Annotated in this window: 21 protein-coding genes; 5 read left to right on the top strand and 16 right to left on the bottom strand. The window is 45.9% G+C overall.

Annotation, left to right across the window (positions count from 1 at the left end; translation table 11 throughout):
- Positions 1–30: 30 nt before the first annotated feature.
- Positions 31–279 (bottom strand): hypothetical protein, encoded by a 249-nt coding sequence (locus C7R93_RS30130; protein ID WP_158264060.1) that lies wholly within the window; start codon positions 277–279, stop codon positions 31–33.
- Between the two features lie 384 nt (positions 280–663).
- Here C7R93_RS30130 and C7R93_RS28025 point away from each other — a divergent pair, with 384 nt between their 5' ends.
- Entirely contained in the window at positions 664–1,371 is a 708-nt protein-coding gene (locus tag C7R93_RS28025; protein WP_106841867.1) for a matrixin family metalloprotease, read from the top strand.
- A gap of 353 nt (positions 1,372–1,724) precedes the next feature.
- Here the strand turns inward: C7R93_RS28025 and C7R93_RS28020 are convergent, their stop codons facing one another.
- The 9 genes from C7R93_RS28020 to C7R93_RS27980 form a co-directional block, all read right to left on the bottom strand.
- Complete coding sequence (locus C7R93_RS28020) at positions 1,725–2,258, bottom strand: GNAT family N-acetyltransferase (protein ID WP_106841866.1); 534 nt, start codon at positions 2,256–2,258, stop codon at positions 1,725–1,727.
- A 13-nt stretch (positions 2,259–2,271) separates the two neighbouring features.
- Complete coding sequence (locus C7R93_RS28015) at positions 2,272–2,889, bottom strand: TetR/AcrR family transcriptional regulator (RefSeq protein ID WP_106841865.1); 618 nt, start codon at positions 2,887–2,889, stop codon at positions 2,272–2,274.
- Positions 2,890–3,061: 172 nt separating this feature from the next.
- Complete coding sequence (locus C7R93_RS28010) at positions 3,062–3,568, bottom strand: DUF6933 domain-containing protein (RefSeq protein WP_412679466.1); 507 nt, start codon at positions 3,566–3,568, stop codon at positions 3,062–3,064.
- A 30-nt stretch (positions 3,569–3,598) separates the two neighbouring features.
- Positions 3,599–6,766: an ATP-binding protein gene (locus C7R93_RS28005; protein ID WP_106841863.1), complete on the bottom strand. Its 3,168-nt coding sequence runs from the start codon at positions 6,764–6,766 to the stop codon at positions 3,599–3,601.
- A 59-nt stretch (positions 6,767–6,825) separates the two neighbouring features.
- Positions 6,826–7,974 (bottom strand): ABC transporter permease, encoded by a 1,149-nt coding sequence (locus C7R93_RS28000; protein ID WP_106841862.1) that lies wholly within the window; start codon positions 7,972–7,974, stop codon positions 6,826–6,828.
- A complete protein-coding gene (locus tag C7R93_RS27995) occupies positions 7,971–9,101 on the bottom strand; it encodes an ABC transporter permease (RefSeq protein WP_106841861.1) in 1,131 nt (376 codons plus the stop codon). The genes C7R93_RS28000 and C7R93_RS27995 overlap by 4 nt, the downstream gene beginning before the upstream one ends.
- 15 nt (positions 9,102–9,116) lie before the next feature.
- Positions 9,117–10,055, bottom strand: coding sequence for an ABC transporter ATP-binding protein (locus C7R93_RS27990; RefSeq protein WP_106841860.1), 939 nt, complete (start codon positions 10,053–10,055; stop codon positions 9,117–9,119).
- A 116-nt stretch (positions 10,056–10,171) separates the two neighbouring features.
- Complete coding sequence (locus C7R93_RS27985; RefSeq protein ID WP_106841859.1) at positions 10,172–11,287, bottom strand: sensor histidine kinase; 1,116 nt, start codon at positions 11,285–11,287, stop codon at positions 10,172–10,174.
- A gap of 16 nt (positions 11,288–11,303) precedes the next feature.
- Complete coding sequence (locus C7R93_RS27980) at positions 11,304–12,005, bottom strand: response regulator transcription factor (protein ID WP_106841858.1); 702 nt, start codon at positions 12,003–12,005, stop codon at positions 11,304–11,306.
- A gap of 267 nt (positions 12,006–12,272) precedes the next feature.
- Here C7R93_RS27980 and C7R93_RS27975 point away from each other — a divergent pair, with 267 nt between their 5' ends.
- The 3 genes from C7R93_RS27975 to C7R93_RS27965 all read left to right on the top strand — a co-directional run bounded on the left by C7R93_RS27975 (position 12,273) and on the right by C7R93_RS27965 (position 15,134).
- Positions 12,273–13,058 (top strand): class I SAM-dependent methyltransferase, encoded by a 786-nt coding sequence (locus tag C7R93_RS27975; RefSeq protein WP_106841857.1) that lies wholly within the window; start codon positions 12,273–12,275, stop codon positions 13,056–13,058.
- A gap of 146 nt (positions 13,059–13,204) precedes the next feature.
- Positions 13,205–13,816, top strand: a complete 612-nt coding sequence (locus tag C7R93_RS27970; RefSeq protein ID WP_106841856.1) for a TetR/AcrR family transcriptional regulator — start codon at positions 13,205–13,207, stop codon at positions 13,814–13,816.
- Between the two features lie 19 nt (positions 13,817–13,835).
- Entirely contained in the window at positions 13,836–15,134 is a 1,299-nt protein-coding gene (locus tag C7R93_RS27965) for an MFS transporter (protein ID WP_106841855.1), read from the top strand.
- A gap of 533 nt (positions 15,135–15,667) precedes the next feature.
- On the opposite strand, the gene C7R93_RS27960 is transcribed toward C7R93_RS27965, so the two are convergent.
- From C7R93_RS27960 to C7R93_RS27935, 6 genes are all read right to left on the bottom strand, one after another.
- Positions 15,668–16,543 carry a radical SAM/SPASM domain-containing protein gene (locus C7R93_RS27960; protein ID WP_106841854.1) on the bottom strand — a complete coding sequence of 292 codons (876 nt, stop codon included), beginning with the start codon at positions 16,541–16,543 and terminating at the stop codon, positions 15,668–15,670.
- Positions 16,544–16,667: 124 nt separating this feature from the next.
- Positions 16,668–17,408, bottom strand: a complete 741-nt coding sequence (locus C7R93_RS27955; RefSeq protein ID WP_106841853.1) for an SDR family oxidoreductase — start codon at positions 17,406–17,408, stop codon at positions 16,668–16,670.
- Positions 17,405–17,767, bottom strand: a complete 363-nt coding sequence (locus tag C7R93_RS27950) for a MerR family transcriptional regulator (RefSeq protein ID WP_279629463.1) — start codon at positions 17,765–17,767, stop codon at positions 17,405–17,407. The genes C7R93_RS27955 and C7R93_RS27950 overlap by 4 nt, the downstream gene beginning before the upstream one ends.
- A 273-nt stretch (positions 17,768–18,040) precedes the next feature.
- Positions 18,041–18,619: a GNAT family N-acetyltransferase gene (locus C7R93_RS27945; RefSeq protein WP_106841851.1), complete on the bottom strand. Its 579-nt coding sequence runs from the start codon at positions 18,617–18,619 to the stop codon at positions 18,041–18,043.
- A gap of 237 nt (positions 18,620–18,856) precedes the next feature.
- Positions 18,857–20,071 (bottom strand): NupC/NupG family nucleoside CNT transporter, encoded by a 1,215-nt coding sequence (locus C7R93_RS27940; RefSeq protein WP_106841850.1) that lies wholly within the window; start codon positions 20,069–20,071, stop codon positions 18,857–18,859.
- A 57-nt stretch (positions 20,072–20,128) separates the two neighbouring features.
- Positions 20,129–21,067, bottom strand: a complete 939-nt coding sequence (locus C7R93_RS27935; protein ID WP_106841849.1) for a nucleoside hydrolase — start codon at positions 21,065–21,067, stop codon at positions 20,129–20,131.
- 303 nt (positions 21,068–21,370) lie between these two features.
- Between C7R93_RS27935 and C7R93_RS27930 the strand changes: the two genes are divergently transcribed.
- Positions 21,371–22,693: an esterase-like activity of phytase family protein gene (locus C7R93_RS27930; protein ID WP_106841848.1), complete on the top strand. Its 1,323-nt coding sequence runs from the start codon at positions 21,371–21,373 to the stop codon at positions 22,691–22,693.
- Positions 22,694–23,030: the final 337 nt, after the last annotated feature.

Genomic DNA, 23,030 nt, shown 5'->3' with positions numbered 1-23,030 from the left:
CCTTCTATCAGCATATCTATATCTTACCCTTTAGACGCCTGACCCAACATCAGTCCCAACATCTGGGTCTGCATCTGTCTCTACAACCGCATCTGTCTCTACAACCGCATCTGTCTCTACAACCGCATCTGTCTCTACAACCACATCTGTCTCTACAACCGCATCTATCTCTACAACCGCATCTGTCTCTACAGCCGCATCTGTCTCTACAACCGCATCTGTCTCTACAGCCGTAATCGCATCGATATTGGTATAACTCCCCAGAATCACTACTACCATAAAACATGCTGCTTGCATCGATCCTGCTTACTTCCATACTTTCAAAATCTCTCCTGAAATCACTGCTCACTTGTTTTCCTCCCTTATTCATGTCCTAGGGCATTACTTAATAACCCTGATTCTCCCAACGTATGATCAACAAAACCTACTACCAGAGGAGTTAGAGTACTTCAATTCGTCTTGCTGCAAGCTATTCTCGGAACAACTTGTTCGTCACTTCATTTCCTCAATTCGGGTATTTGCCACGCGTACAAAAAAGTCCAAGAAGAGTGCCCCAGGAATGCTAGGCTTTCAGATCTTGAACCAAATTTAGGTTTTTTACATAAGTAATAAGCAGGCAAGGAGTAAGGCAAAGGCAGTACAGGAAGAAAAGAGTGATCAACAATGTCTAACTCTCTAACGAGGAGAAAAACCGCACATTTCTCATTAAATGTTATTGTACAGAAGGGTGCATTTGAGGATTTGGAAATAGCCAAGTCTACGGTGAAACAAAACGTTGTCTATGCGCAACATTATTTTAATAGGAACGCTGAAGTGAATGGTTTTCCATGGATGAATCTCGTGTTTCATGAAGAAAATGATGTCTTCGAAAATGACAGCCTTCAGCATAGCTTCAACTCATCTCACGACTTACGGGATTTTTTTATTGAAACCGCTCGTGCAGGAGATTGGAGAAAAACAAAACAACGCTTACCTTGTATTAACATCTACTACCTTATTGCAATCCCTCCTGATGGTATATCTGCTGGCGTTCATATACCCGGTGCTGCAACATTCTGCAATCTGCGGGCAATCGAACAACTATCTTTGTTGCTGCGGAAATGGAAGAGGGCCAGCCCTTCAGAACACCTTGCCTTGTACGGTATTATTAAGCATCGCCCTTCCGTTTTTCTTAATGCAAACGCTATTGCGCCATCTACATTGGCCCATGAGATTGGTCACATCTTGGGGTTAGGCCACAGTTCAGAACCGAGTAACCTTATGTACCCCATAGCTAATCAACGAATTCGATGTGAACTAACCTATGAACAGAGCGTTTGTTTGAGAGATGGAATATGGAAGTACAGTCACGGGTATTTTCCGTTCCTATGACGATCGCAAAATAAGAAAAAAGCCCACCCGTTCTACGAGTGGGCTACAGGCTGTCGATAAGGTGAACTGCACTCCATCAAGTAGACAGTACAAATAATAAAAATTGGTTAAGCGGCCTTGGTCCTGAATTCCATGGGACTTAGGCGGTATCCGTACACTTCCCATTTTGCCAAGGTTGTTATGCTTACCCCGTATGTTTTAATTGCAGCCATGACCCCGATTTGACCGCTTTCGATTTCTCAAAGGACGGCCAGCCTCTTTTTTTACGTGCAGGGAAGATTAAGCGCTTCATCCTTAAACTTTCCGCTAAAACGCGGTCGCTCCTCCATGAATTAGGCATCGGTATAGTTTTTTTACGAGATATATTCCTGCTGTAAAATCCCCATGTGCATAAGATCATGCCATTTTCCTTCTCGAAACAAAAACTGCCGCGAGATTCCCTCCTGCTTGAATCCAAGCCTCTCGTACAACCTGATCGCCTTTTCGTTAAAGGAAAAGACGCGAAGCGATACCCGATGCAGATTCATTTCCAAGAACGCATAATCCAGCAGCAGCTTCAGCGCTTCTCGTGCATACCCTTTTCCCCAGTACTCCTTCTCTCCAATATCGATGATGCACTCCGCATTGCGGTTTTTCAGATCGATTTGGATGAGGGAGGTGATCCCGATCGGTCGATTGGTTTGGCTGTCTACGATCATGTAGCTCTTCGATGAGCTTACATGCAGGATGACCTGATTCACAAACCCGTTCGTATCATCCCACGTAAAGACGTCCATAGACGGACTCGTTGTCCGCATGACTTCCACGTCATTTCTCCACATGTGGTAGACGTCCACATCCTCGCTCGTCATTTTTCTCAGATAGATTCGCTCTGATTGAAACAACATTTGTCCCCCCTCCTTATTGAACCGGTCCCAGCATCGCTCGCAATGAAAACAACAGTGCTTCCATCTGCACGGACACCTTCGTTTTTTCTGCACCCAAATGCGCGGTATCTAGCATCAGTCCATCGATAACCGAGATGAGATAGCGTGCGATCACCTCGGGTGGAAGCTGTGGCTTGAACTCACCTGTCTCTGTTCCATGCGCGAAGAAAACTGTCAACACATCCACCATTTTTTCATAGCGAGTCGTGATGTATGGATAGCTCTGTTGCTTTTGCTGATCTTTCAGTGACAGAAAAAACTCTGAGTTGGCTTGGGACAATGTTTGTTCGATGTTCTCAATCTCGACTTGCTGTTTGTAGACCCATTTGGTCATTTGCTCCCAAGACGTTTCGCCAGTAATTGGCGTGAAAAACTGTACATCCTGTTGATCCTCAAATTGCAGCAGCTCCATATATAAGTGCTCTAGGTTATCAAAGTAGGCGTACAAGGCTCCGCGCGATACACCAGCCTCGTCCATGACGTCTTGCATGGTGGCGCGAGTATAGCCTTTCGTGATGAACACACGCTTGGCGGCATGCAGCAGCTCGGTCTTTTTTTTTGTTTTGTATTCGTCGCTTACCTTTGGGGCCATTAGATTTGGGCCTACCTCCTTTGAATAAAATATACATAGATGTCGTTTTTGTTGGTGAGATTATTATAAACGACATCAGTGTCGTTTTTCAATTTTTCATAGATCGTCTTTTTGAATCGGAGCATCAAAAAAGCATCCTGAATCACTCGTGAAAGTGAGGATGCTTTTGGTACTATAAATTTTCTAACGCTTCCAGCATTGCTTGTCTGGGGTATAGTTGCGGCAATTTAGTCATGATGTAATCATTCAAAAACCGATTCACCTGATCAATACCCAATTCATTGCTCTCCCTCATATTCCTATCCATATCGTACTGTGCAATCCATATCATGTCATTCATTTGACTAAGAATGCTTCTATCACTTGTTTCCGTATAAGTGGCCTCACCGATATTTTGTAGATACTTCTCAATTAATGTTTGCGCGATTCCTTCTGCAAGAAGGTTCTCTGTGATTTTTTCTTTCACCAATTGATCAAAACGATTAAAATCTGCCTTCTTTAATCCATACATAACGAAATTGTATCTTGTTACGTTATTCATCACCAGCACACACTTCCGCCGTTGATATACAAACAGGTGAGCATGCCATCTGTATAAAGGCTCCGAAGCTATTTTTTCTTTATCAGACACAGTACCTTTCAATTCTGCTATAAGCTTTTTGGTGCATTGAAAAGTAATGAAGACGATTCACCCCTCATAATTTAGAATTTACATCCGATCTGGTATCACAAACGACACCGTCGTACCCTCATTCAATTTGCTCTTGATAGACAAGCCCTTCCCGTACATTTGCGTCAGTCTCCGATTCGTGTTGGAGACCCCGATTCCGCTTCTTTCCTTCGTCGTCAAATCCAGACAACGTCGCACAGTCGCTTCCTCCATCCCGATCCCGTCGTCCTTCACCTCAAAAAGAGTGGCGTTCTTTTGCTGGACGATCCGAATATGGAGAGTTCCACCCTCTATTCGGGTAAGAAGACCATGATTGATTGCATTCTCAACCAACGGCTGAATGGTAAGCGGCGGGATCATCAAATCGATATCAGGTTCAACCTCCCACATGATCTGTAACCGCTCGCCAAATCGTTCCTTTTCAATGTAAAGATAAGCTTGAACCAGCTCCAGCTCATGAGAGAGTGCGACTTGTTTTCCCGTATTCAAAAAGTCGAAGCTGATATGCAAGAAGGCGGTAAACGCATCCCCGAGTTTACGCATCTTCTCTGTATCAATGTCACTGAGTGCCATAATCGAGCTGAGCGTGTTGAACAAGAAATGCGGGTGGATCTGTGCCTGCAAGTAGGCAGCCTCCATGCGAAGTCGTTCATCGACGGTTTGCTTGAGTGTCGTCAACGACCAGACGCGATATCTCAGCTCCATACCATCGACTGGTTTGCATACATAATCATTCGCGCCAGACAAATACCCGGTGTATACATCTTCAGACTGGCTGCGTGCAGTTAAGAGCAAGATTGGCAGCTCGGAAACAGAGAAATGCTCCCTGACCTTTTGTGTCAGCTCGTAGCCCGACATATGCGGCATCATGACATCGATGATAAGCAAATCCCACTGCTCTGTAAAAAGCAGATCGAGCGCGTCTCTCGGTGATGTGCACGTGGTGATTTGGTACTGCGAAGATGAGAGCATACGATCCAGCACCCTTAGGTTAACCGGGTCGTCATCGATCGCTAATATGTTCGCCTTTCTTTCAAAAGATGCATGCGCAGCTGTCTGCTGAAAAGCGAATATATCTGGGACATCACTATGCCTCAACTGGTTGATAGGCGTCACTTCATGACTCTTATCCATCTGCTCGACATATTGGCTCTCTGCTGCTTTCATCTCATCTGTACTAACCACTGGCAGCGAAAAGCTAAATACGGAGCCTTTGCTCGGTTCAGACACGGCGCCGAGCTCACTATCATGCAACTCTACCAGCTGTTTACAAATAGCGAGACCAAGCCCGATTCCTCCTCCATCGTTCGTTGCTTGTGCTCCCTGCTCATACGGCAAAAATATCCGTGCCTTGGTATGCTCATCCATACCGATTCCTGTATCGGATACAAAAATCGCCACCTGTCCGTTCACGATCTCAGCAGAAACGACGACAGATCCTTCTTCCGTGAATTTCAGTGCATTGTGAACAAGATTGAACAGAATCTGTACTAACCGCTTTTCATCTGCCAAGATTGGCGGGATGGATTCCGGAATGTCCATTTTCAATTGAACAGGCTTACCCTCTACCATGTAGGTGAGCATGCTGATGATACCGGAAACAACCGATTGAATATGCAACGGCTTCTTCTGCAACACGATATGCTTGTCCTGCAACCGTACGACATCTAGCAAATCGTCCAGTAAATGCGACATTCTGCGGCTGATCGTGATCAAGAGCTCCATGTCCTGCGTGCTGCGACCACCCATGACATGCTTTTCATTGTTGACGACAGTCTGGGCAATATTCATGATGCCGTGCAATGGCGTCCTCAGTTCGTGAGAGGTATGGGCGAGAAACTGGTCTTTGAGCTTGTCGGCTTCTCTCAATTGCTCCGTCAGCTTTGCCTTCTCCTCTGAATTGCGAAAGAATCGCTTGAACCAATAGGCAGAAAAGCTGACAAGAGCAGCAATCAGATCGAGTGGATAATAAACGTACTTGATATCCATCATTTGATATTCCATGATGGCCGACCACAAGACATTGGAAAAAATACTCGTTGCCGCAATGAGCAAAAACACAGCGTCATGCTTGTTTTGCATAAGCATGCGGCTGATCCTGAATACAAACAGCAAAAACGGACCGAAATATATCATGACCAAAAATGGCGTTCCAGCTAAAAAATACACCCATTGAGCCGTTCCCAGTATGATCGCTGCCGAATAAAGACTGAGTACGGAAAGATAGGCCCTGAACGGCTTGGAGTTTTCTTTCTCTTCCTGTTCAGATAGACTTCTGACCAATAATATCAACAGCAAAGGCTGCCATATGTAGGCGAGCACTTCCACTTTGATCGCCCATGTATAATCGATGGGGAGCCAAAGTAGCAGCAGGTTGTCATAATCAGACACAGTCTTTATCCCTACACAGGAAAGCAACAGCAAGAACACCAGAAACTCTTTGTGACGGGCATTCAAGATATACAGGATGCCGGCATACAAGCCATGTAGCAACAAGATGAGGAAGGTTGTCATCTGGAAGCCGATAGAATACCAACGTTCGGTATCAACAGTGGCCTGCGACCCGAAGTAAATCGATCTGATGATGCCCCCTTCTATTGGATTATGAAAGTTGGCAGATCGGACAAGCACTTCAATGACCTTTGCATCACCTGCAATGTACGTAGCCGTGAAGGATTGCTTCCGTGGAATGTAATCTTCTGCTGTTGTCGCAGGCTCTCCGACTCTGGCTAATATCTGTCCGTTAACCTCTACAGTGGAAGATGCGTCCACTTGCGGAACCCATAAGGTGTATGGCTGATTTAATGGTTGATCCACCAAGATCCGTAAACGGTATGTTCCATAGCCATACGATGACGGAGAGTCCCTAGAAAAAGCACTGCTCCAATTGCCAGGCACTTGAAGGTATTGTTGTTCGTTATTCGATGATTGCTGGAAATGGAAATCTTCATGCGTGAGCAAAGAATCGGGGAAAAACTCCCATTCCCCATCTAGTGAAATAGATGGGGAATTTTCAAAGTCCCACCCGCGCATATCAAGAACCCCTTGAACCACAGGCGGATGCTCTGGAAACGCATGAAACGAAAACCAGAACGTTCGAAGACCTAGGAGAAATGCTAAAAACAAGAGAAGAATCACAAGATGCTTACTTATGAGTGCTTTTGAATGGCGCCGGTTATGGTTGCTTGGCTTTATCATAGTAAGCATCTTTCGACACGATTCGAATTATCCCTTGTCCTATTGCAGTTCACAGAGTCCTATTTTTCTCACACAAACTGTCTACTATCGTTATTCCGCCCAAACCGATAGATGGCGATCAAGGCAAAAACGGTAGCGAATGCGAGTAAAATGACCATGTTCAAATACAAGCTCCCCAGACTGTACCCTTGTTGAAGCTTATTCACCGTATCGAGCAGCCAATGCTGAGGCAAGAATGTTGAAATTTTGCGCACGGTGTCCGGCATGATTTCCATGGGAAAGAAGCAGCCAGCCAGGAGGCACGTCGGTACGATGATCAGGTTGGAAATAGCTCCGGCACCTGCTCTACTCTTCGCAAAGGCAACGGTCATCAGCGAAAGTGCGATTGCCCCCAGCGCGAACACGAACAACGGCAAAATCATTTGACCATACGAGACGCCTGCATCTATGCCGAAGACATTTTTCATGACGAGCAAGGTCACGATGATTTGCAGTAGCAACATGAAAATGCTGACGATGATATTCGAGAATACATAGGATCTGGCCGACATCGGCGAAGAAAGGAGTCGCAAAAAGGTGCGATTCTCTTTTTCTTTTAAAATGATCTCCGACATGTTCACCGCTGAAAACATCATGAACATAATGAGGAAACCAATCGATTGATTCGTCATACGCGTCACGTTCGAGGTGTCTTGAAACGTTACCGTATTTAGCTTGTAGCTTTGCTCGTGGTATGCCGCATACAGCTTCGTGAACTTTGCCTCATCCGCCTGTGCCGTCCTTCCAATCGCAGCTAGATTGCCGATATAACTGTGCAGCATGGCCTTCACGTAGGCAGTAACCTGTGCACCCTTTACTGATACAATATTCAAGTGCGCTGGCGCCCCTTTTCGAACACTAGCAGCATACCCTGGCTCAAAAACAATTCCGCTATCTAGCTCACCAGAAGCGATTTTTTTGCGCATCGTTTGTTCGTCGATGACTGTGACCTCGATATGATTCAATCTCTCGATAAACCGGATCGTGTCCTGCGTGATCATCTGGTTCCCATCCTGATTGATGATTCCTACATGGATCGTGCCACTGCTTGCATTGCTGTAGAGGGTAAGCGACAGCAGAACCCCTGCGATCGGCAACCCCAAGTAGGTGAACCAGTTTTTTTTGCTGCGAAACGTCTCCATCAGCGTTTTCCGAATTAGCCATACCATTTCACTCATACGAAAGCACCCTCCCGTCTGCGCACCGTGAAAACAGAAAAGATGATGAACGCCGTGGCAAAGCTCACATTCATCGTAATCGCAAACCATGCACCTGTCGGATTGTCTGTGTAGATGATTTGCATCAGACCTGTATTTACCCAGTGAAGGGGAGAAAAATTGGACAAAAGACTAATGAACCCCCCTGATTGATCAATAGGGAAATAGGCACCGCCTGCAAAGGAGGCGACTTGCGTAAAAATATTGTTGATTGCCCTTATCCCTTCGCCTTTGAAAAGAAAGCTGATACCCAGACCCAGGCTGACCGCAAGCACCACCTCTGTCAAAAGCACGAGGATAACCATTCCATAGTGATTACCCCAATCTGCTTGGAATACGAACTTGCTGACTAAGAACACGACGAGTACGAAAAACAGGTTAATTACCGTACAACCGATCACTTTTCCGGTAAAAATGGCACCTTTGCTTACAGGTGCTGCCATTAGTCGAATGGCTGTTTTGTTCGTTCGCTCTCCACTGAATAAATAACTCGCATTGATCATCGCGTAGAGCCCGATCATCGTAGTCATTGCCATCGCGTAATAGTCGATTGATCTCGGCTTTTTATTCGGATGCAAGGTCGTCTCGCGAATAAATTCATCGTTTTGTCCGGCAGTTGTGATCGTAGCCAAAGCAGTCTCTGGATCTACCTGATAGGCTGCGGATGCGAGCGAATAACGATCGGCAAAAACAGTCAGCATCCCCGCAAGGATGTTGCTTCCAATCGCATTCTTGCTGCTGCCATAAAACTCAATCCCATCATCACTAACAACGGCGTAGCCCGTATAGCGGTCCGCTCGAACTTCTTCATTCCCGTCTGTGCCTGGTCCCGCTTGAACGACCTCGACTCCCTCATTTTCGATCGCTGTGATAAATGCATGCCACCCCGTCGAAACCTGCTCATTCGTTCCGTCACTTTTATACAGCAAGCGCATGTCTCCTACGGTCCTTGTGTCATCGAACGCATTGGAAAGGGCGGAACCTAATATCAGCATCAGAATGAGGGGAAGTGCTAGCATAAACATAAACGTTCTCTTTTCGCGAAGGCTGGACTTGATTTCTTTTACAGCGATATTCCATATGTTCATGGCAAAGCCCCTCCTCTAGTCTCGCAAGTTTCGACCGGTTAAGGTCAAGAACACCGTCTCCAGATTCGGCGCTTGCTCTTCAACGGAGCGGATTTCTACCTGATCCTTGATTAATTGTTGAATGATCCGGTTCAGATTGTTGATCTCCGCTTTGGACACGATTTTGATCGTATTCTCTTCTTGAAGCACCGCAGTCACACCAGCAATCGCCTTAAGAGCCTGTAGGTTCAATGGCTCATCCGTTCTGATACCAATCCAAATTTCTTTCGTATCGGTAATAATCGCTTTTAGCTGCTCCTTCGATCCTTCGGCGATGACTTTTCCGTGGTCGACGATGGCAATGCGCGTGCAGATTTCCTCGACTTCCTCCATGTAATGGCTCGTATAAATAATCGTGCAGCCCATGTCGTTTAGCTTGCGTACCGAATTCAAGATATAATTGCGCGAATGAGGGTCAATTCCGACAGTGGGTTCATCCATGATGATCAGCTTCGGCCGATGGGCAATGGCGCAAGCGATGTTTAACCGACGCTTCATCCCGCCAGAGAAGTTTTTGGGATAGCTCTTGGATTTGTCACCGAGACCTACGAATTCAAGCGCCTCTTCTGTCCGTTCGCGAAGCAGTGATCCACGCAGTCCGTACAAGCCAGCGAAAAACCTCACGTTTTCATAGGCAGTCATATCCTCGTAGATGGCGATATCTTGAGGTACGATGCCGATGTTCATTTTGGCGAATTTGCTGTGTTTCTCAATGTTTTTTCCCAGCAGGTTAATCTCACCCTTTGTTACGCGCAACAGGGAGGCGATCATGTTGATGGTCGTGCTCTTCCCCGCTCCATTGGCCCCCAAGAAACCAAAGATTTCTCCTTCACGCACGTTCAGAGACATATTGTCGACGGCGACGAAATCACCGAACTTTTTCGTTAGTTGACGAATTTCCAATACATGACTCACGTAACTCACTCCCTTCGTGGTTATGTCTGCATTGTAATAAAAAAGGATGCCCCTATGTCAGTGCATAAGTTCATCCCCCGGTATGAGAAACCTCATGTTGTTTCTCATGATCTTTTTCATTCGTTGCGATAAGGCAGCAGAGTGGTCACGCTAAAGCCTCGCGTACCGTCTACAATCACCGTTCCACCAGCGGAAGCAGCTCTCTCCTCCATCCCGAGAATACCAAGCCCTTTTACAACCTTGTCTGCGCCGCCCCCATTGTCTGTGACCACTGCTTTTATGAATGTATTCAGCACCCGTACCTCTAGGGAAATCACTGTCGCCTTCGCATATTTGAGTGCATTCGTGACCGCTTCCGTTGCATTTTGCTGGATGATTTTCCACTGAATCGGTGTAATGACGTCGATGTCCCCCTCAAAAGTAAGCGTGGCTGTCACCGTCTCTCTGACGGACAGCTCATCGACAAACAACCGGAGTCGATTGATTCCCAGCTCCTCCGGCCGTGGCTTCACATCCTTGAGTGTCACTCTGATACGCTCCAGCCCTTCCTTCGATATCGCGATCGCATTGCGAAGGAGCTCGGATGCCTTGTCCTGATCAGTCGCCATCAGCAGTCGCGACGCTTCCATCTGAATGAGCGCACCTGCCACCGCATGCCCCACATCGTCATGGATTTGTTGAGAAAGGCGATTTCGCTCCTCCAGTTGAATCGTATAGGTCGACTGACGGAAGTATTCGCTGCTTTCGTTCAAGGAGCGGGTCAAGCTTTGTAAATCCTCTCTCATCTTCTCCCGTTCAGCCTCTACTCTGCCGAGCTTGTCAGTTAACATACTGCCACACCTGTACAGTAAAAAGCTAAGAAAGGCCGTTAGTAAATACAAGGGCATCCATTCAGGCAAAACGATGAACAAAGGCAACAGCATACATACAAATACGACCACCCTCTGCTTACCCGCCAAGAACGCGAGCTCCAAAATGTGGACTGGTAAGAGCAGTACAAATAACGGGTCCAACACAAGTGTACTTGCTACCACGAACCCGATGGATAGCCCCATAAATAATTGCTTTTGATTCATCTGTTTCACAGTGAGAATAGTGAGATTGATAGCCAGATACAACAGGTATACAAGCATTTGCCACGGGTCAATTTCAGAAGTCGGATGAGCCAGAAAAGAAGTCACGATGATAAACCCAAGCACCGCTGCCTTATTAGCCATTGTCCATATTTCCATCGGTAATAACCTCCTTTCAATCAGACATGTTCGTTTCGCCCGTCAAATAATAGATGGCGATCTGCGTACGGTGTTCAAGCGCTGTTTTATTCAAGATGGAAGTAATGTAATTCGCAACTGTCCCCTCGGAAATAAACAGCTTCTTGGCGATTTCTTTGTTCGATAGCCCTTTCGCGATCTGCTTCATGACATCGATCTCCCGTTCCGTAAATAAGCTTTGGTCGATTTTACTTTCGGTAGGGTTGGCTGCTGTCGCTTTGGAAGGAGCTGTCGTGGACACTGTATCCGTAGCGTTCTTCCCAGTATTCAGGTTCATTTTGATCTTATCCAGGACCACATCTTGGAGCACATGATGGTTGTTATAGACACTCTTGATGGCGTCTCGAATGCGGTTGGGATCATTGTTTTTCAATAAATAGCCGCGTGCCCCCGCTTGAATGGCTTCGAGGACAAATTCGTCATCGTCGAATGTAGTCAAAATGAGCGGTTTGACCGTAGTCTCGGCAGTCAACACACGAGTCGCTTCCACTCCATTCATGTTCGGCATCCGAACGTCCAAAAGTGCTATGTCTACCTCGTTATGTTTACAAAAAGTCACCGCCTCGACCCCATCCTCCACAATCCCGACTACTTCAAACTCCTCGAAGCTCGTCAGGATGATTTTCATGCCTTCCCGTATAAACGAATTGTCGTCTGCGATCAACACTTTGATTTTCAAAGCAGCTTGCCTCCCGTCGAACAAACCCTCGACCGCATAAAGAGCGGACGTATCTATTTTTCCCAATATTACCACTGTCCTGCTTTGCTTCACAAATGAAGAATCTCGCCCCCAATTGCTCTCACTTTCAAGGTCACACATGGAAAAATTAACACTTCGAAAATATATAGACACGAATGCATTGTGTCAGTATGATAAATTACCTAAGCCCTCGTACCAACAAAACGGGGGCAGTTTTTGAATGGAATACTCGATGGAGGGGAATTTGTGGAAACAGCACAACTAAATAAAGCGGCTTGGAACACTGGGGCTTATCAAGCGTGGCTGAAACGATTTGGAACACCTGCTGAGGCAGCGGTCAAAATAAAAGAAGACCCCCAAAAGCGAATTGGTTATGTATATGAGCTCATGGGGGATATTCGCGGCAAGAAGATTATCAATTTACTCGGTTCAAATGGAAACAAAGCCGTTGCGCTCGCCTTGCTAGGTGCCGACGTGACCATCGCCGATTTCTCTCATGAGAATGAGCAGTTCGCCAAAGAACTGGCTGCAGCTGCCGATGTTGACTTGACTTACATCGTATCGGATGTATTGCAGCTACCTCCAGATGTATTGTCTGGTGAGTATGATCTCGTTTTTATGGAATTCGGTATTCTTCATTACTTTTTGGACTTAACCGAATTGTTCCAGGTGGTCAACTCGCTCCTGCGAAAAGGTGGCGTGCTCGTCCTCCAAGATTTCCATCCGGTATCCACAAAACTCATCTCCTCACGCGGAACGACTGCTAATATCCGCAAACATAAAGTAACAGGCGATTATTTCGACACCTCGCTCGAGGAAAAGGACATTGCTTTCTCCAAATTCATTTCGAGCGGGATGAATGACGCTGAATCAAAAGTAATGTTGCGCAATTGGACATTAGGGGAAATTGTTACGGCCATTGCAAGCAAAGGGCTGTGCCTAAAAATGCTGGAAGAGCTCCCGAATCTTTCATCGGAAGTTTTTGATAAAGGAATCCCGAAAACATTCACGATAATTGCCGAGAAATTATAACGAACGTTTGCCATCATCTTAATAAATACACAATACCGAATAGAGGAGGCTATCACTCCTCTTTTTATTTAACGCACTTATAGACTGACGGTCAGTCATATGATAATCTGTATTCAACCACTTACTGACATTCGAAGGAGGCGCAGATGAAAAGAATCGTGAAAGACCCCACAACACGGCGAACAGAAATATTGGAAGCCGCCGGGGAGCTGTTTCGAAATCAGGGATATGTCCATACAACCGTGGATGCGATCATTCAAAAGGTGGGCGTAGCGAAAGGAACCTTTTATTACTACTTCAAATCGAAGGAAGAGATCCTCGAAGCATTTGTTCAATCCATGGTCGATACGCTTTACGAACAATATAAAAAAATAGCAGATGATCCTACCTTAAGCGTCATGGAAAAGGTTCGCCAGATGCTGCGCAGTCAAAGCCATGGAATCGACAAGCAAGCCGAATGGATGGAAAGCTTGCATCGCCCTGAAAACAGAGAGCTCCACGAACGTCTGAACATCGCCATTATCTTAAAAATTGCCCCTGTCCTTGCGCAAGTCATTGAACAAGGAAATAAAGAAGCTGTCTTTGATGTCGAAAATGCCTTGGAGACCGTACAGTTTCTCCTCGCTGGCTCACAATTCCTGTTGGAATCAGGCATTTTTCAGTGGGATCAAGATGAACAGTCAAAACGACTACAAGCCATGCAGGTGATGATTGAAAGGTCATTAGGAGCTGCGCCGGGGTCCTTCTCGTTTCTGTGATTGAAAAGGAGGAAAGACAATGAACGCTCATGATAAAGCCTTTCGCAGATTTCTGATCATTTGGTCAGGACAGCTGTTTTCTGCTATCGGAAGTGGACTAACCGCTTTTGCCTTGGGTGTCTTTGTTTTTCAACAGACCCAATCAACCATGAGCTATTCGTTGATCATTCTCTTCTCTTTTCTCCCATCCTTCCTTCTCCTTCCCTTTAGCGGTGTGCTTGCAGACAGATTTGACCGCAAAAAAATGATGATTATTGGCGATATCGGTTCCATAGCCGGTATCCTGTTCATTTTCCTTGTCATGTTATCCGGTCAAATGGAATTATGGCACATCTATTTGGGGGTCAGCATCAGCTCGATCTCTGCCGCTATTCTAAATCCAGCCTTTAGGGCCGCCGTCTCCGATCTGGTTTCGGAAGAGCTGTACTCGCAGGCAAGCGGGCTCATCCAACTGGCAAATTCCGCTCAATATCTTATTTCTCCACTGGTTGCTGGATTTCTTCTCAGTGCTTTTGATATCAAGCTCGTATTACTCATCGATATCATGACCTTCCTCCTCGCTGTAGGCGCCGTGTTACTGATTATGAAACACCATGCCACTCCCCAGAAGCATGACAGACAAAGCTTTTTTCAGGAAATGTCTGAAGCCTTCCGCTATCTTCTTTCAATGAAAGGAGTTTTCTCGTTAGTTCTGTTAATGTCCGTCGTCTGCTTTTACATCGGGCTGCTGCAATCGCTTTTTGGGCCTATGATGCTGACAGTAACTGATTCCAAGACACTCGGTATCGCCCTCTCTGTATCTGCATCGGGAATGCTCGTTAGCAGCCTTTTGATCGGACTTTTCGGTATGGGAAAGAGCAAGGTGTTCATGCTTTCCTTCTCTCTCGTATTTGCTGGCTTGTTTTATGCCCTGATGGGTGTGTTCACCTCCGTTTGGCTTATCATAGCTTTTGGCTTCCTCTTTTTCATCACGCTCCCCTTTGTGAACACGAGCCTGGAGGTTCTCATCCGAACGAATGTCGAGAATGAACGGCAAGGCAGAGTATGGTCGATGATCACGGCTATTTCACAAATCGGATTCGTACTGGCATTTGGCTCGGCTGGATTTTTGGCGGATCATGTATTCAATCCGTTGTTTGATCCTGATCGATTGCTTGGGCAAACTGTCGGGCAGGTCATCGGAACAGGGGCGGGCAGGGGGATTGGCTTTCTGTTTGTTCTCTCTGGCGTACTTGTTGCGATTCTTGGAATGATGATTGGGCGTGTGAGGAAGATCCGGGAGCTGGAGCTGCAAGTAGTTGAGGTGAGGAAGACCTGAGTTACTGCACGGGCATTGTGGTAATCTCGACGATTGCTTCATGCAAGGCTACCACATGCGACTTTCAGCGGATCGATCATTCTATTAATGATTCAAATAAAGATAGCTGTTCTCATTAGCTCCTTTCCGCTAAGAGTTCAGCTATCTTTTTTATTTCAAAACAAGCTTATCTCCCCGATAGTTCGTCCAATCATGTCTAAACAAGCTTCATAAAATATCGTATTAACAACAAAGAGGTGGATCTATGTCGAGCGGTGGTCGTAATGACCGTGCGTTTATAGAAAGAGAGTGTGACGGAGACAAGGAAGGGGATCAAGATAGAAACAGCTACAAAAATTTTAACCGCGACCAGGATCGGTGCATTCGTCGCCACCGTCGTCCATGCGGTTTCTGTAGCAGCTTATTACGTACTCATCGCCGCCACTGTCGGTTTTGTTGCATCCGCTGCCGCTGCCGCTGCCGCCGTTGCTTGTAGCGTCGCTCACATGATGAAGAAAACGTCCGAATCGTGTTTTTCGGACGTTTTGTCTTTTCTATGCTCCAAACCTCTGACGATACCCACATCTTCTGCATAATTCCTCGACAGCTTCCCTGCGAGAAAATCCATCTACCAGATTATTTGCCCGCTCGCCATCCACAATATCAGTGAAAGAGGTCTGATTGATATTCCCTAGATTAATAACCCCTTCCCCATCGAGACAGCAAGGCACAACCGTTCCATTTTCGAGAATCGCCGCCTGCGTGCGCAGTCCATGGCAAAAGCCTTTTCCATCATCCTCAGGCGCTGTCAGACTCGGCCACTGGAATTCGTAATCTTGGTTCAAATAGACGCGGTCATCGATTTTTACCCCGCTGCCCGGCATTACCATTTCTTCGATTCGATAGTCCAGCCCAAATTCTTTCTCAATCATTTCGAGAGTCTGGCGGTTTCTACTCTTTTGAATGTTCGTGGCGTTGTCCTGCGTCAAATTCCATAGACGGAATGAAAAAATCACTTGATGCTCCTGGGCTTCCCGAACAAATGAAAGAATTTCCCGCAAATAACCTTCGCGGTTGGTTGAGCCGATATGTCCGTCAAAGCTGTGAAGCGAAAAGTTCATTTGTCGGAGCGCAGGCTTGCCTAGCAATTTATGCCGATTTTTCGCGATCAGCGTACCATTTGTGGTGATATTGACCTTGAAGCCCTTCTCATGGCTGATATCGAGCAGCTCATCAATCTTGGGATGGAGAAGCGGTTCCCCTTTGACGTGCAAATAAATGTAATCGGTGTGCGGTTTGATCTCATCCAGCCTTTTCGCAAAGTCTTCTACTTTAATAAAACTTTTACTGCGCTCCGTTGGCGGACAAAAGGTACAGGCGAGATTGCAAACGCTTGTGATTTCTATATAGACTTTCTTAAATGTTTTCAAGATGTTTTCCCCATTCCAGCTACCTATGTTTGATCATACCCATCATAGTAACATAGGAGAGCTTTTACAGGTAACGGTGTATTCTGGTGATTTGCACATCTTCACAGTTCCTATCGCTCCTCATCTACCACGTAATCTGCTGACGATCACGGAAGAAACCGCCATTGGGAGCATCTTCACCTAGGGTTGCCAACCAGACAGCAGTATCTGCTCCCTCCACAACCGTCAAAGGAGCATCTACTCCGCCCATATCCGTTTGCACTCTGCCCGGACATACAGCGTTTACTCTGATCCCATCCTTCTCTACTTCTTGCGCCACCAAGCATGTCAAAGCATTGAGCATCGTTTTGGAGATGCGGTAAGCGGAGGACGAACCCTTCAAGCCTAAGAATCCTTGCAGGATATCAAATGCTCCCAGTCCTGAAGAGATATTCACAATACGACCATATTGATTTCGTTTCATCAGAGGGACGGAGGCTTGGATCATTCGTAGAGAACCGTAAAAATTGGTTTCAAATGTCTCTCTGATCGCTGATTCTTCTACATCCAGCACAGAGACTCCCCTATCCAAAATGATCCCTGCATTATTCACGAGCACATCCAGACGGCCAAAATTATTTTCAACACTTTTGATCATCTGCCCGATGCTTTGTGAATCCTTTACATCTACTACCTGATACATGACAGATAGCCCTTCTTTCTGCATCCCCTCAACAGCTTGCCGCCCTTTCTCGTCATCCCGACATGTAATCAACACTTGCAACCCTTTTACGGCCAACTGACGTGCAATCTCCCTCCCGATTCCACGGTTCCCTCCCGTAACGATTGCCAGTCGCTGATTTTTTTGAACCATTGTGCGATTCATTTTTGACCCTCTCCTTTACGCAAAATTTCTTTCCAACTCGATAGGCAATTGTCCAGATGCGCTTCAGCTTTTCGTAAGATCTCGATTTGTTTTCTGATCTGTTCTCGCTTTTTTTCACCAACTACAATCGCATTTGGCAGACATTGAGGCTTGATGGCTTCCGTATACGCACAATCAAAAAATTCGCCAATTTCCTTAACGGAAAGACCAAGACCGAAGTAAAGTTGAATAATTCTGACTCGTTCAACGTCAGATTCAGCATATTCACGATACCCGTTTTCCAATCGAATCGGGTTCAAAAGCTGCTTTTCTTCGTAATAGCGCAAAGAACGAAGACTCACGCCTGTTTTGCGAGACAATTCACTAATATGAATGGGAATCTCCCCCTTGCTGATCTATATCCTCCACTTTAAACCATCACATCGTGTGAAGGTCAATAAAAAAGGACAGGGCATCAGATTTTTATTCTGACGACCACTCCTTCTCTACCGTACGTCAATATCACAATGATTAGTCCCTTCTCTCCAGCTACGCTATAACTACTAGGACGTTTTACGATTGTACATAATTGAACCCGTATCGATCGAAAACCGTCGCCATAACGCGTACACAACAAAGGAAGTGGCAACCACTCATCCCCTTCCTTTTTCGTAGTCCTCTTTTAATATCCCATATATCTCTAAATCCACAATTCCTTTGCCCGCCCATAGCGTCGCTTGTCTTACCGTTCCTTCTTTCGTGAAACCATTTTTCAACAATACCTTCTTGGAAATCTCGTTTGGCGGCATCACTTCGGCCTGAATTCTGTTGATTTTGACATCCATGAACAAAAATGGGAGCAAGATTTTTACCGCTTCCGTCGCAATCCCTTTTCCCCAATGCGCTTCGGACAAGAAGTAGCCAATCGTCACCATGTTTACCTTTTGATTAAAGTCGAAAGCTTCGACAATGCCAAGCAAATGCTCGGGGTTATCATTGGCGAATATCCCCCATTTGATCCTGGATTTTTTCAGATAGTCTCGCTCAAAATGCCCGATCATGCTTTTCACAGTCTCTCTCTTATGCTTGGGGATAATGCCGCAGTATGCAAATACGTTGTCGTTGCTGTAGATTTCAAATACTTCGTCCAAATGCTGCTCTTCGATTTTCTTCAAGGTGTACTCGTCTGACTTTCGAATGGGAAACTGGTTAAAAAGGACGTCTGCCTTCATGATTCCAACTCCATTTCCTGAAATAACAAGCTTCTTACTTTTCCAACAAGAGCATTTTTTCCCCCTTTTTACAAGTAGCACCATAAAAAACCTATATTGAGGCCTTTTCATGGAGGAGCGACCGCGTTTTAGCGGAAATTTTTTATGCGCTCCGGAATTTATTTTATAAATTCCTATACGTAAAAAAAACAAGGGCATGGATCACTCCAGCCCTCGTACTTTTTTCTATTCCATCATCTAAATGAGCATCCCCGCAATCGCTGCGCTCAACAGATTCGCCAAGGTTGCCGCAACTACTGCACGCAAGCCCATCTCAGCAAGGTCTGATCTTCTTGACGGAGCAAATCCGCCCAAGCCGCCAATGACCATCGCCAGCGCAGCCAGATTGGCAAATCCGCAAAGGGCGAAGCTGATGATCACAACGCTTTTTTGCGACAAATTCGCAATCTCCGGTGCAAAAGCTGTGTACGCAACAAATTCGTTGAGGACAATCTTTTGCCCGATGAAAGAACCTGCTTTTAGCGCTTCCTCCCACGGAACCCCGATCATAAAGGCAATCGGCGCGAACAAGTAGCCTAAAATATGCTCGAGCGTCAACGCTTCTACTCCCACTAACCCGCCAAGCCAGCCAATAATCGTGTTCAGCAAGAAAATTAACGAGATAAACGCGAGCAACAGCGCACCGACACCAGCAGCTACTTTTAGCCCATCCGAAGCTCCGCGAGCAGCCGCATCAATGACGTTTCTGGACTCCGTATCTTTCATTACTTCCACATGTTCCACTCTGTGTGGCTGTTCTGTTTCCGGCATCATCATTTTCGCAAGCAACAGACCACCCGGCGCTCCCATGAATGCTGCGGCCAGCAAATACTCAATCGGAACACCAAGCATCGCATATCCACCGATAACCGAACCCGAAACGCACGCCAGTCCACCTGTCATGACAGCAAACAGCTCGGAGTTGGTCATTTTCTCAATATAAGGCTTTACGACAAGTGGCGCCTCAATCGGACCCAAGAAAATATTTGCAGAGGCTGACATCGATTCGGTTTCGCTCGTTTTGAGCACCCGAGACAAAAATCCACCGATGATTTTCGTCGCCCACTGCATGATTCCGAGATAATACAGGACCGAAATCAAGGAAGAGAAGAAAATAATGATCGGCAATACTTGCAGGGCAAACGTAAAGCCTGCGTTCTGTGCACCGAGTATCCCACCAAACAAGAACTGAATTCCGGCATTCGTCGAATCAATCATGCTTTGAACAATCGACGCCAAGTACTCCAAAAGCTTTTTCCCAAAATCCCATTTCAGCACGATCAAAGCAAAAATAAACTGAATCGCAAACGCACCAATGACCGTTCTCGGATTGATCGCTCTCCGATTTTTCGAAAACGCAATGGCTATTAAAAAAATTCCCAGGATGCCGAGAACTCCCCAAATGTATTGCATGAAGGTATCCTTTCCTTATCGCCAGCTGTGTCGATATCTAAGATGACTTGCTTTGTTCTAGTTCGCTTTTTTCGCTAATTCTGTTATGTAATCAAAAAATGCATCACGATCTACGTCATAAACCACATGTACCGGGCGTCCGTCAGCCGTCTCAACGGTCCGGCCTTGGCTTGCCCCTTCTGTCATGACGATACTGTTAACCGTTTGTACCTTTACAAGATCACTATTGCCAACAAATGCTGTGGTTAATACATCCCACAGGTAGTAAGTCGAGTTGGTCGAGAAGTGTACAAGCGGCGGCACCATTGCGTAGCATTGACCCAAGAAATCTACACCGATATGCTTGCGCGCTTTTGCCCAGCGCTCACGAACATCCAGTGTCAGTGGGACTTGGTTCGTGCTCTCCAGTGCGACCAAATCAATCTCGATTCCGCTTGCCCATACACGAGCAGCTGCTTCCGGATCCCAGAATACGTTCCACTCTGCTGTTCCATCGTGCTCAGGCTCATGCACGTTTCCTTCTTCACGGAATGTTCCGCCCATCCACACCAGGCGCTCTACTTTTTCTTCGATGGTCGGATCGATATCCAATGCACGCGCGAGGTCAGTCAAAGGCCCAGTAAACAGCAAGGTCGTTTTTCCTTTCGTTGCACGCAGCGTTTCAATAATATGAAGATGCGCAGGCTTGTCCGCTACTGGCGTAATCACTTCTCCTGATTCATTGAGCAAGGGCAGTGCGTCTACATAAAAGGCATGCATGCGCCAGTCCTTTGGGAAAGGATTTTTCCCGCGGGAATTGGACTCTGCTACATCCAAACCGCCGTTACCGAAGCGATCGATGATTTTTCGGCTGGCAAACATCGCTGGTTCCAAGTAGCAATCCGCTGGAATGACGGATACCCCCGTCAGATTCACATTGTCCATTTGGAGCAGCAAGAATAAAGAAATTAAATCATCAACGCCGCCATCATGGTTAAAGTAAATGTTTTTCTTCATCATTAATATCTCCAATCTCTACATGAACTTGTAAGAAGTACAATGAAACCACTATTATTTGGAACCCTTCAAAAAATAATACTAAATTTTCACTGAAAAATATACAATCACAGTGAAAAATAGAGTCGATGTACAAAAAAGAGACTATCCCTCCAGTAGAATGAATGACAGCTGGAACCCCTTTGGTCAAGGTGTTCGTATTTTTTACAAAACCATCATTTTAGCTTCATATTTTCCTAATATAGTTCAGGTAGTCTAACAAAAGCGGTTCACTACGTCGTTTTTTTATTCGGAGGGATATTGATGAAGATTCACTTTCAAAAGAAAGGCTTGCTGATCGCAACAATTACAGCTCTGGCATTGATCGGAACACAAGGAGCAGGTGCAACTCAAAATGTAATGGCAGCACCAGTTGTAGCAGAAATCCATGAATGGAAAAATCCTCCTGCCCTTACTGAAGGTATTAAGGAAGGCGGCTTCTCCGGTCTGGTTCATCTTCCAAACGATCCTCCTTCTATCTTTTATACATTGGCTGACCGTGGACCAAATGGTCAATACGGTAAGGACGAGCTGCGTACATTTCCTGACCAAAACTACACACCACGCTTGTACAAAATAAAAGTGGAGAACGGAAACATTCATGTTTTGGAAACAATCAAGCTGCGTTTGCCACAGGGCAAGATCAACGCTTTTACGAAAACGAACGATATCAGTGGATTGCCAAACCTCTCTGGTCCTGATGAAGTCCCTTACGATGTAACGGGAACAAAGAAGCTTAGTTACGATCCAGACGGTTTGGATTTGGAAGGCATCGCTTACAACCCAGTCGACGATACGTTTTGGTTATCCGACGAATACCGCCCATCCATCATTCAAGTAAAACGCGATGGCACAATCCTGGGCCGCTATGTACCTAAGGGCTCCAAAGAGGCCATGCTTGCCGCAGGCGCACAGATGGAGATTTTTGATACGCTGCCAGCCGTCTATTCCAAACGTATTGCAAACCGTGGCTTCGAAGGTGTCACGATCTCTCCAGACGGTAAGTTCTTGTATACTTCCATACAAAGTCCGATGGCACTCCCTGATAAAAAGACAGGAGAAGCTTCCCGTAACTTACGCATTCTAAAAATGGATCTGGCCACCAAAAAAGTCGTAGGTGAGTACATGTACATCGCAGAGAACGCTAAGGATTTCGTGAAAGTGAAACAGAAAGACGTCGTTATCAGCGACTTGGCCGCACTAAGCCAGGATGTTTTACTGATTGACGAGCGAGACAAAAATGCCGGTGCAGACGCACAGCTTAAACGTATTTACAAGGCTGATTTTTCGAAAGCAACCAATTTACTCGGTACGCCAACAAGTGAGCAGGACTTCGAAAAACTCACTGTTGCCCAAGTGAAAGAGCAAGGAATTGTGCCTGTTTCCAAGGAATTGCTGGTGGATGTAGCCAAGCTGAATTATCCGCATGAAAAGCTGGAAGGATTGGCGATTGTGGATAAAAACACGATTGCCATTGTGAATGATAATGATTTCGGTGTGGATGGCTATGACGAGAAGGGTAAGATTAAAATTAATAACAAGCCAACGCAGATGTATGTGATTAAAGTGGGTCAGGATTTGAAATAAGAAGAAAAAGAAGAAGTCCTGCACTTTCAAAAAGTGGCAGGGCTTCTTCTTGGTAGATTTATCAACGATAAGCTGTGGCCAACACTCTCTGATGGCGGAATTGGCATGCGTTCATAAGCTCTTGGCGGCGTCACGACCCTCAATACAAAACACTAAAATTTCACTAAAAAATATACAATTCGTGTAAATAATATAAGGAAAAGCCTCGTGGTTGATTCGTGTCCACGAGGCTTTTTGTCAGGTAGCTTGTATTTTCGATTAATACAACTTCGATAAAAATTCAGTAAATGTTGAGGCGATTGGGGTGATGGCTTCTCTTGAGTCTGTAAAATATTCT

The sequence above is a fragment of the Brevibacillus fortis genome (genome assembly GCF_003013395.1).
Lineage (GTDB): Bacteria > Bacillota > Bacilli > Brevibacillales > Brevibacillaceae > Brevibacillus > Brevibacillus fortis.
Note: the sequence above shows the minus strand (reverse complement) of the source record. Positions and strands in the feature narration are given on the sequence as shown.

Excerpts from the sequence above, each read along its gene's own strand:
- C7R93_RS28025 (WP_106841867.1), top strand. The coding sequence starts at position 664 with ATGTCTAACTCTCTAACGAGGAGAAAAACCGCACATTTCTCATTAAAT.
- C7R93_RS27985 (WP_106841859.1), bottom strand. The coding sequence starts at position 11,287 with ATGGAAATATGGACAATGGCTAATAAGGCAGCGGTGCTTGGGTTTATC.
- C7R93_RS28000 (WP_106841862.1), bottom strand. The coding sequence starts at position 7,974 with ATGAGTGAAATGGTATGGCTAATTCGGAAAACGCTGATGGAGACGTTT.
- C7R93_RS27995 (WP_106841861.1), bottom strand. The coding sequence starts at position 9,101 with ATGAACATATGGAATATCGCTGTAAAAGAAATCAAGTCCAGCCTTCGC.
- C7R93_RS27955 (WP_106841853.1), bottom strand. The coding sequence starts at position 17,408 with ATGAATCGCACAATGGTTCAAAAAAATCAGCGACTGGCAATCGTTACG.
- C7R93_RS27940 (WP_106841850.1), bottom strand. The coding sequence starts at position 20,071 with ATGCAATACATTTGGGGAGTTCTCGGCATCCTGGGAATTTTTTTAATA.
- C7R93_RS30130 (WP_158264060.1), bottom strand. The coding sequence starts at position 279 with ATGGTAGTAGTGATTCTGGGGAGTTATACCAATATCGATGCGATTACG.
- C7R93_RS27930 (WP_106841848.1), top strand. The coding sequence starts at position 21,371 with ATGAAGATTCACTTTCAAAAGAAAGGCTTGCTGATCGCAACAATTACA.
- C7R93_RS27970 (WP_106841856.1), top strand. The coding sequence starts at position 13,205 with ATGAAAAGAATCGTGAAAGACCCCACAACACGGCGAACAGAAATATTG.
- C7R93_RS28005 (WP_106841863.1), bottom strand. The coding sequence starts at position 6,766 with ATGCTTACTATGATAAAGCCAAGCAACCATAACCGGCGCCATTCAAAA.
- C7R93_RS28015 (WP_106841865.1), bottom strand. The coding sequence starts at position 2,889 with ATGGCCCCAAAGGTAAGCGACGAATACAAAACAAAAAAAAAGACCGAG.
- C7R93_RS27965 (WP_106841855.1), top strand. The coding sequence starts at position 13,836 with ATGAACGCTCATGATAAAGCCTTTCGCAGATTTCTGATCATTTGGTCA.
- C7R93_RS27935 (WP_106841849.1), bottom strand. The coding sequence starts at position 21,067 with ATGAAGAAAAACATTTACTTTAACCATGATGGCGGCGTTGATGATTTA.
- C7R93_RS28020 (WP_106841866.1), bottom strand. The coding sequence starts at position 2,258 with ATGTTGTTTCAATCAGAGCGAATCTATCTGAGAAAAATGACGAGCGAG.
- C7R93_RS27945 (WP_106841851.1), bottom strand. The coding sequence starts at position 18,619 with ATGAAGGCAGACGTCCTTTTTAACCAGTTTCCCATTCGAAAGTCAGAC.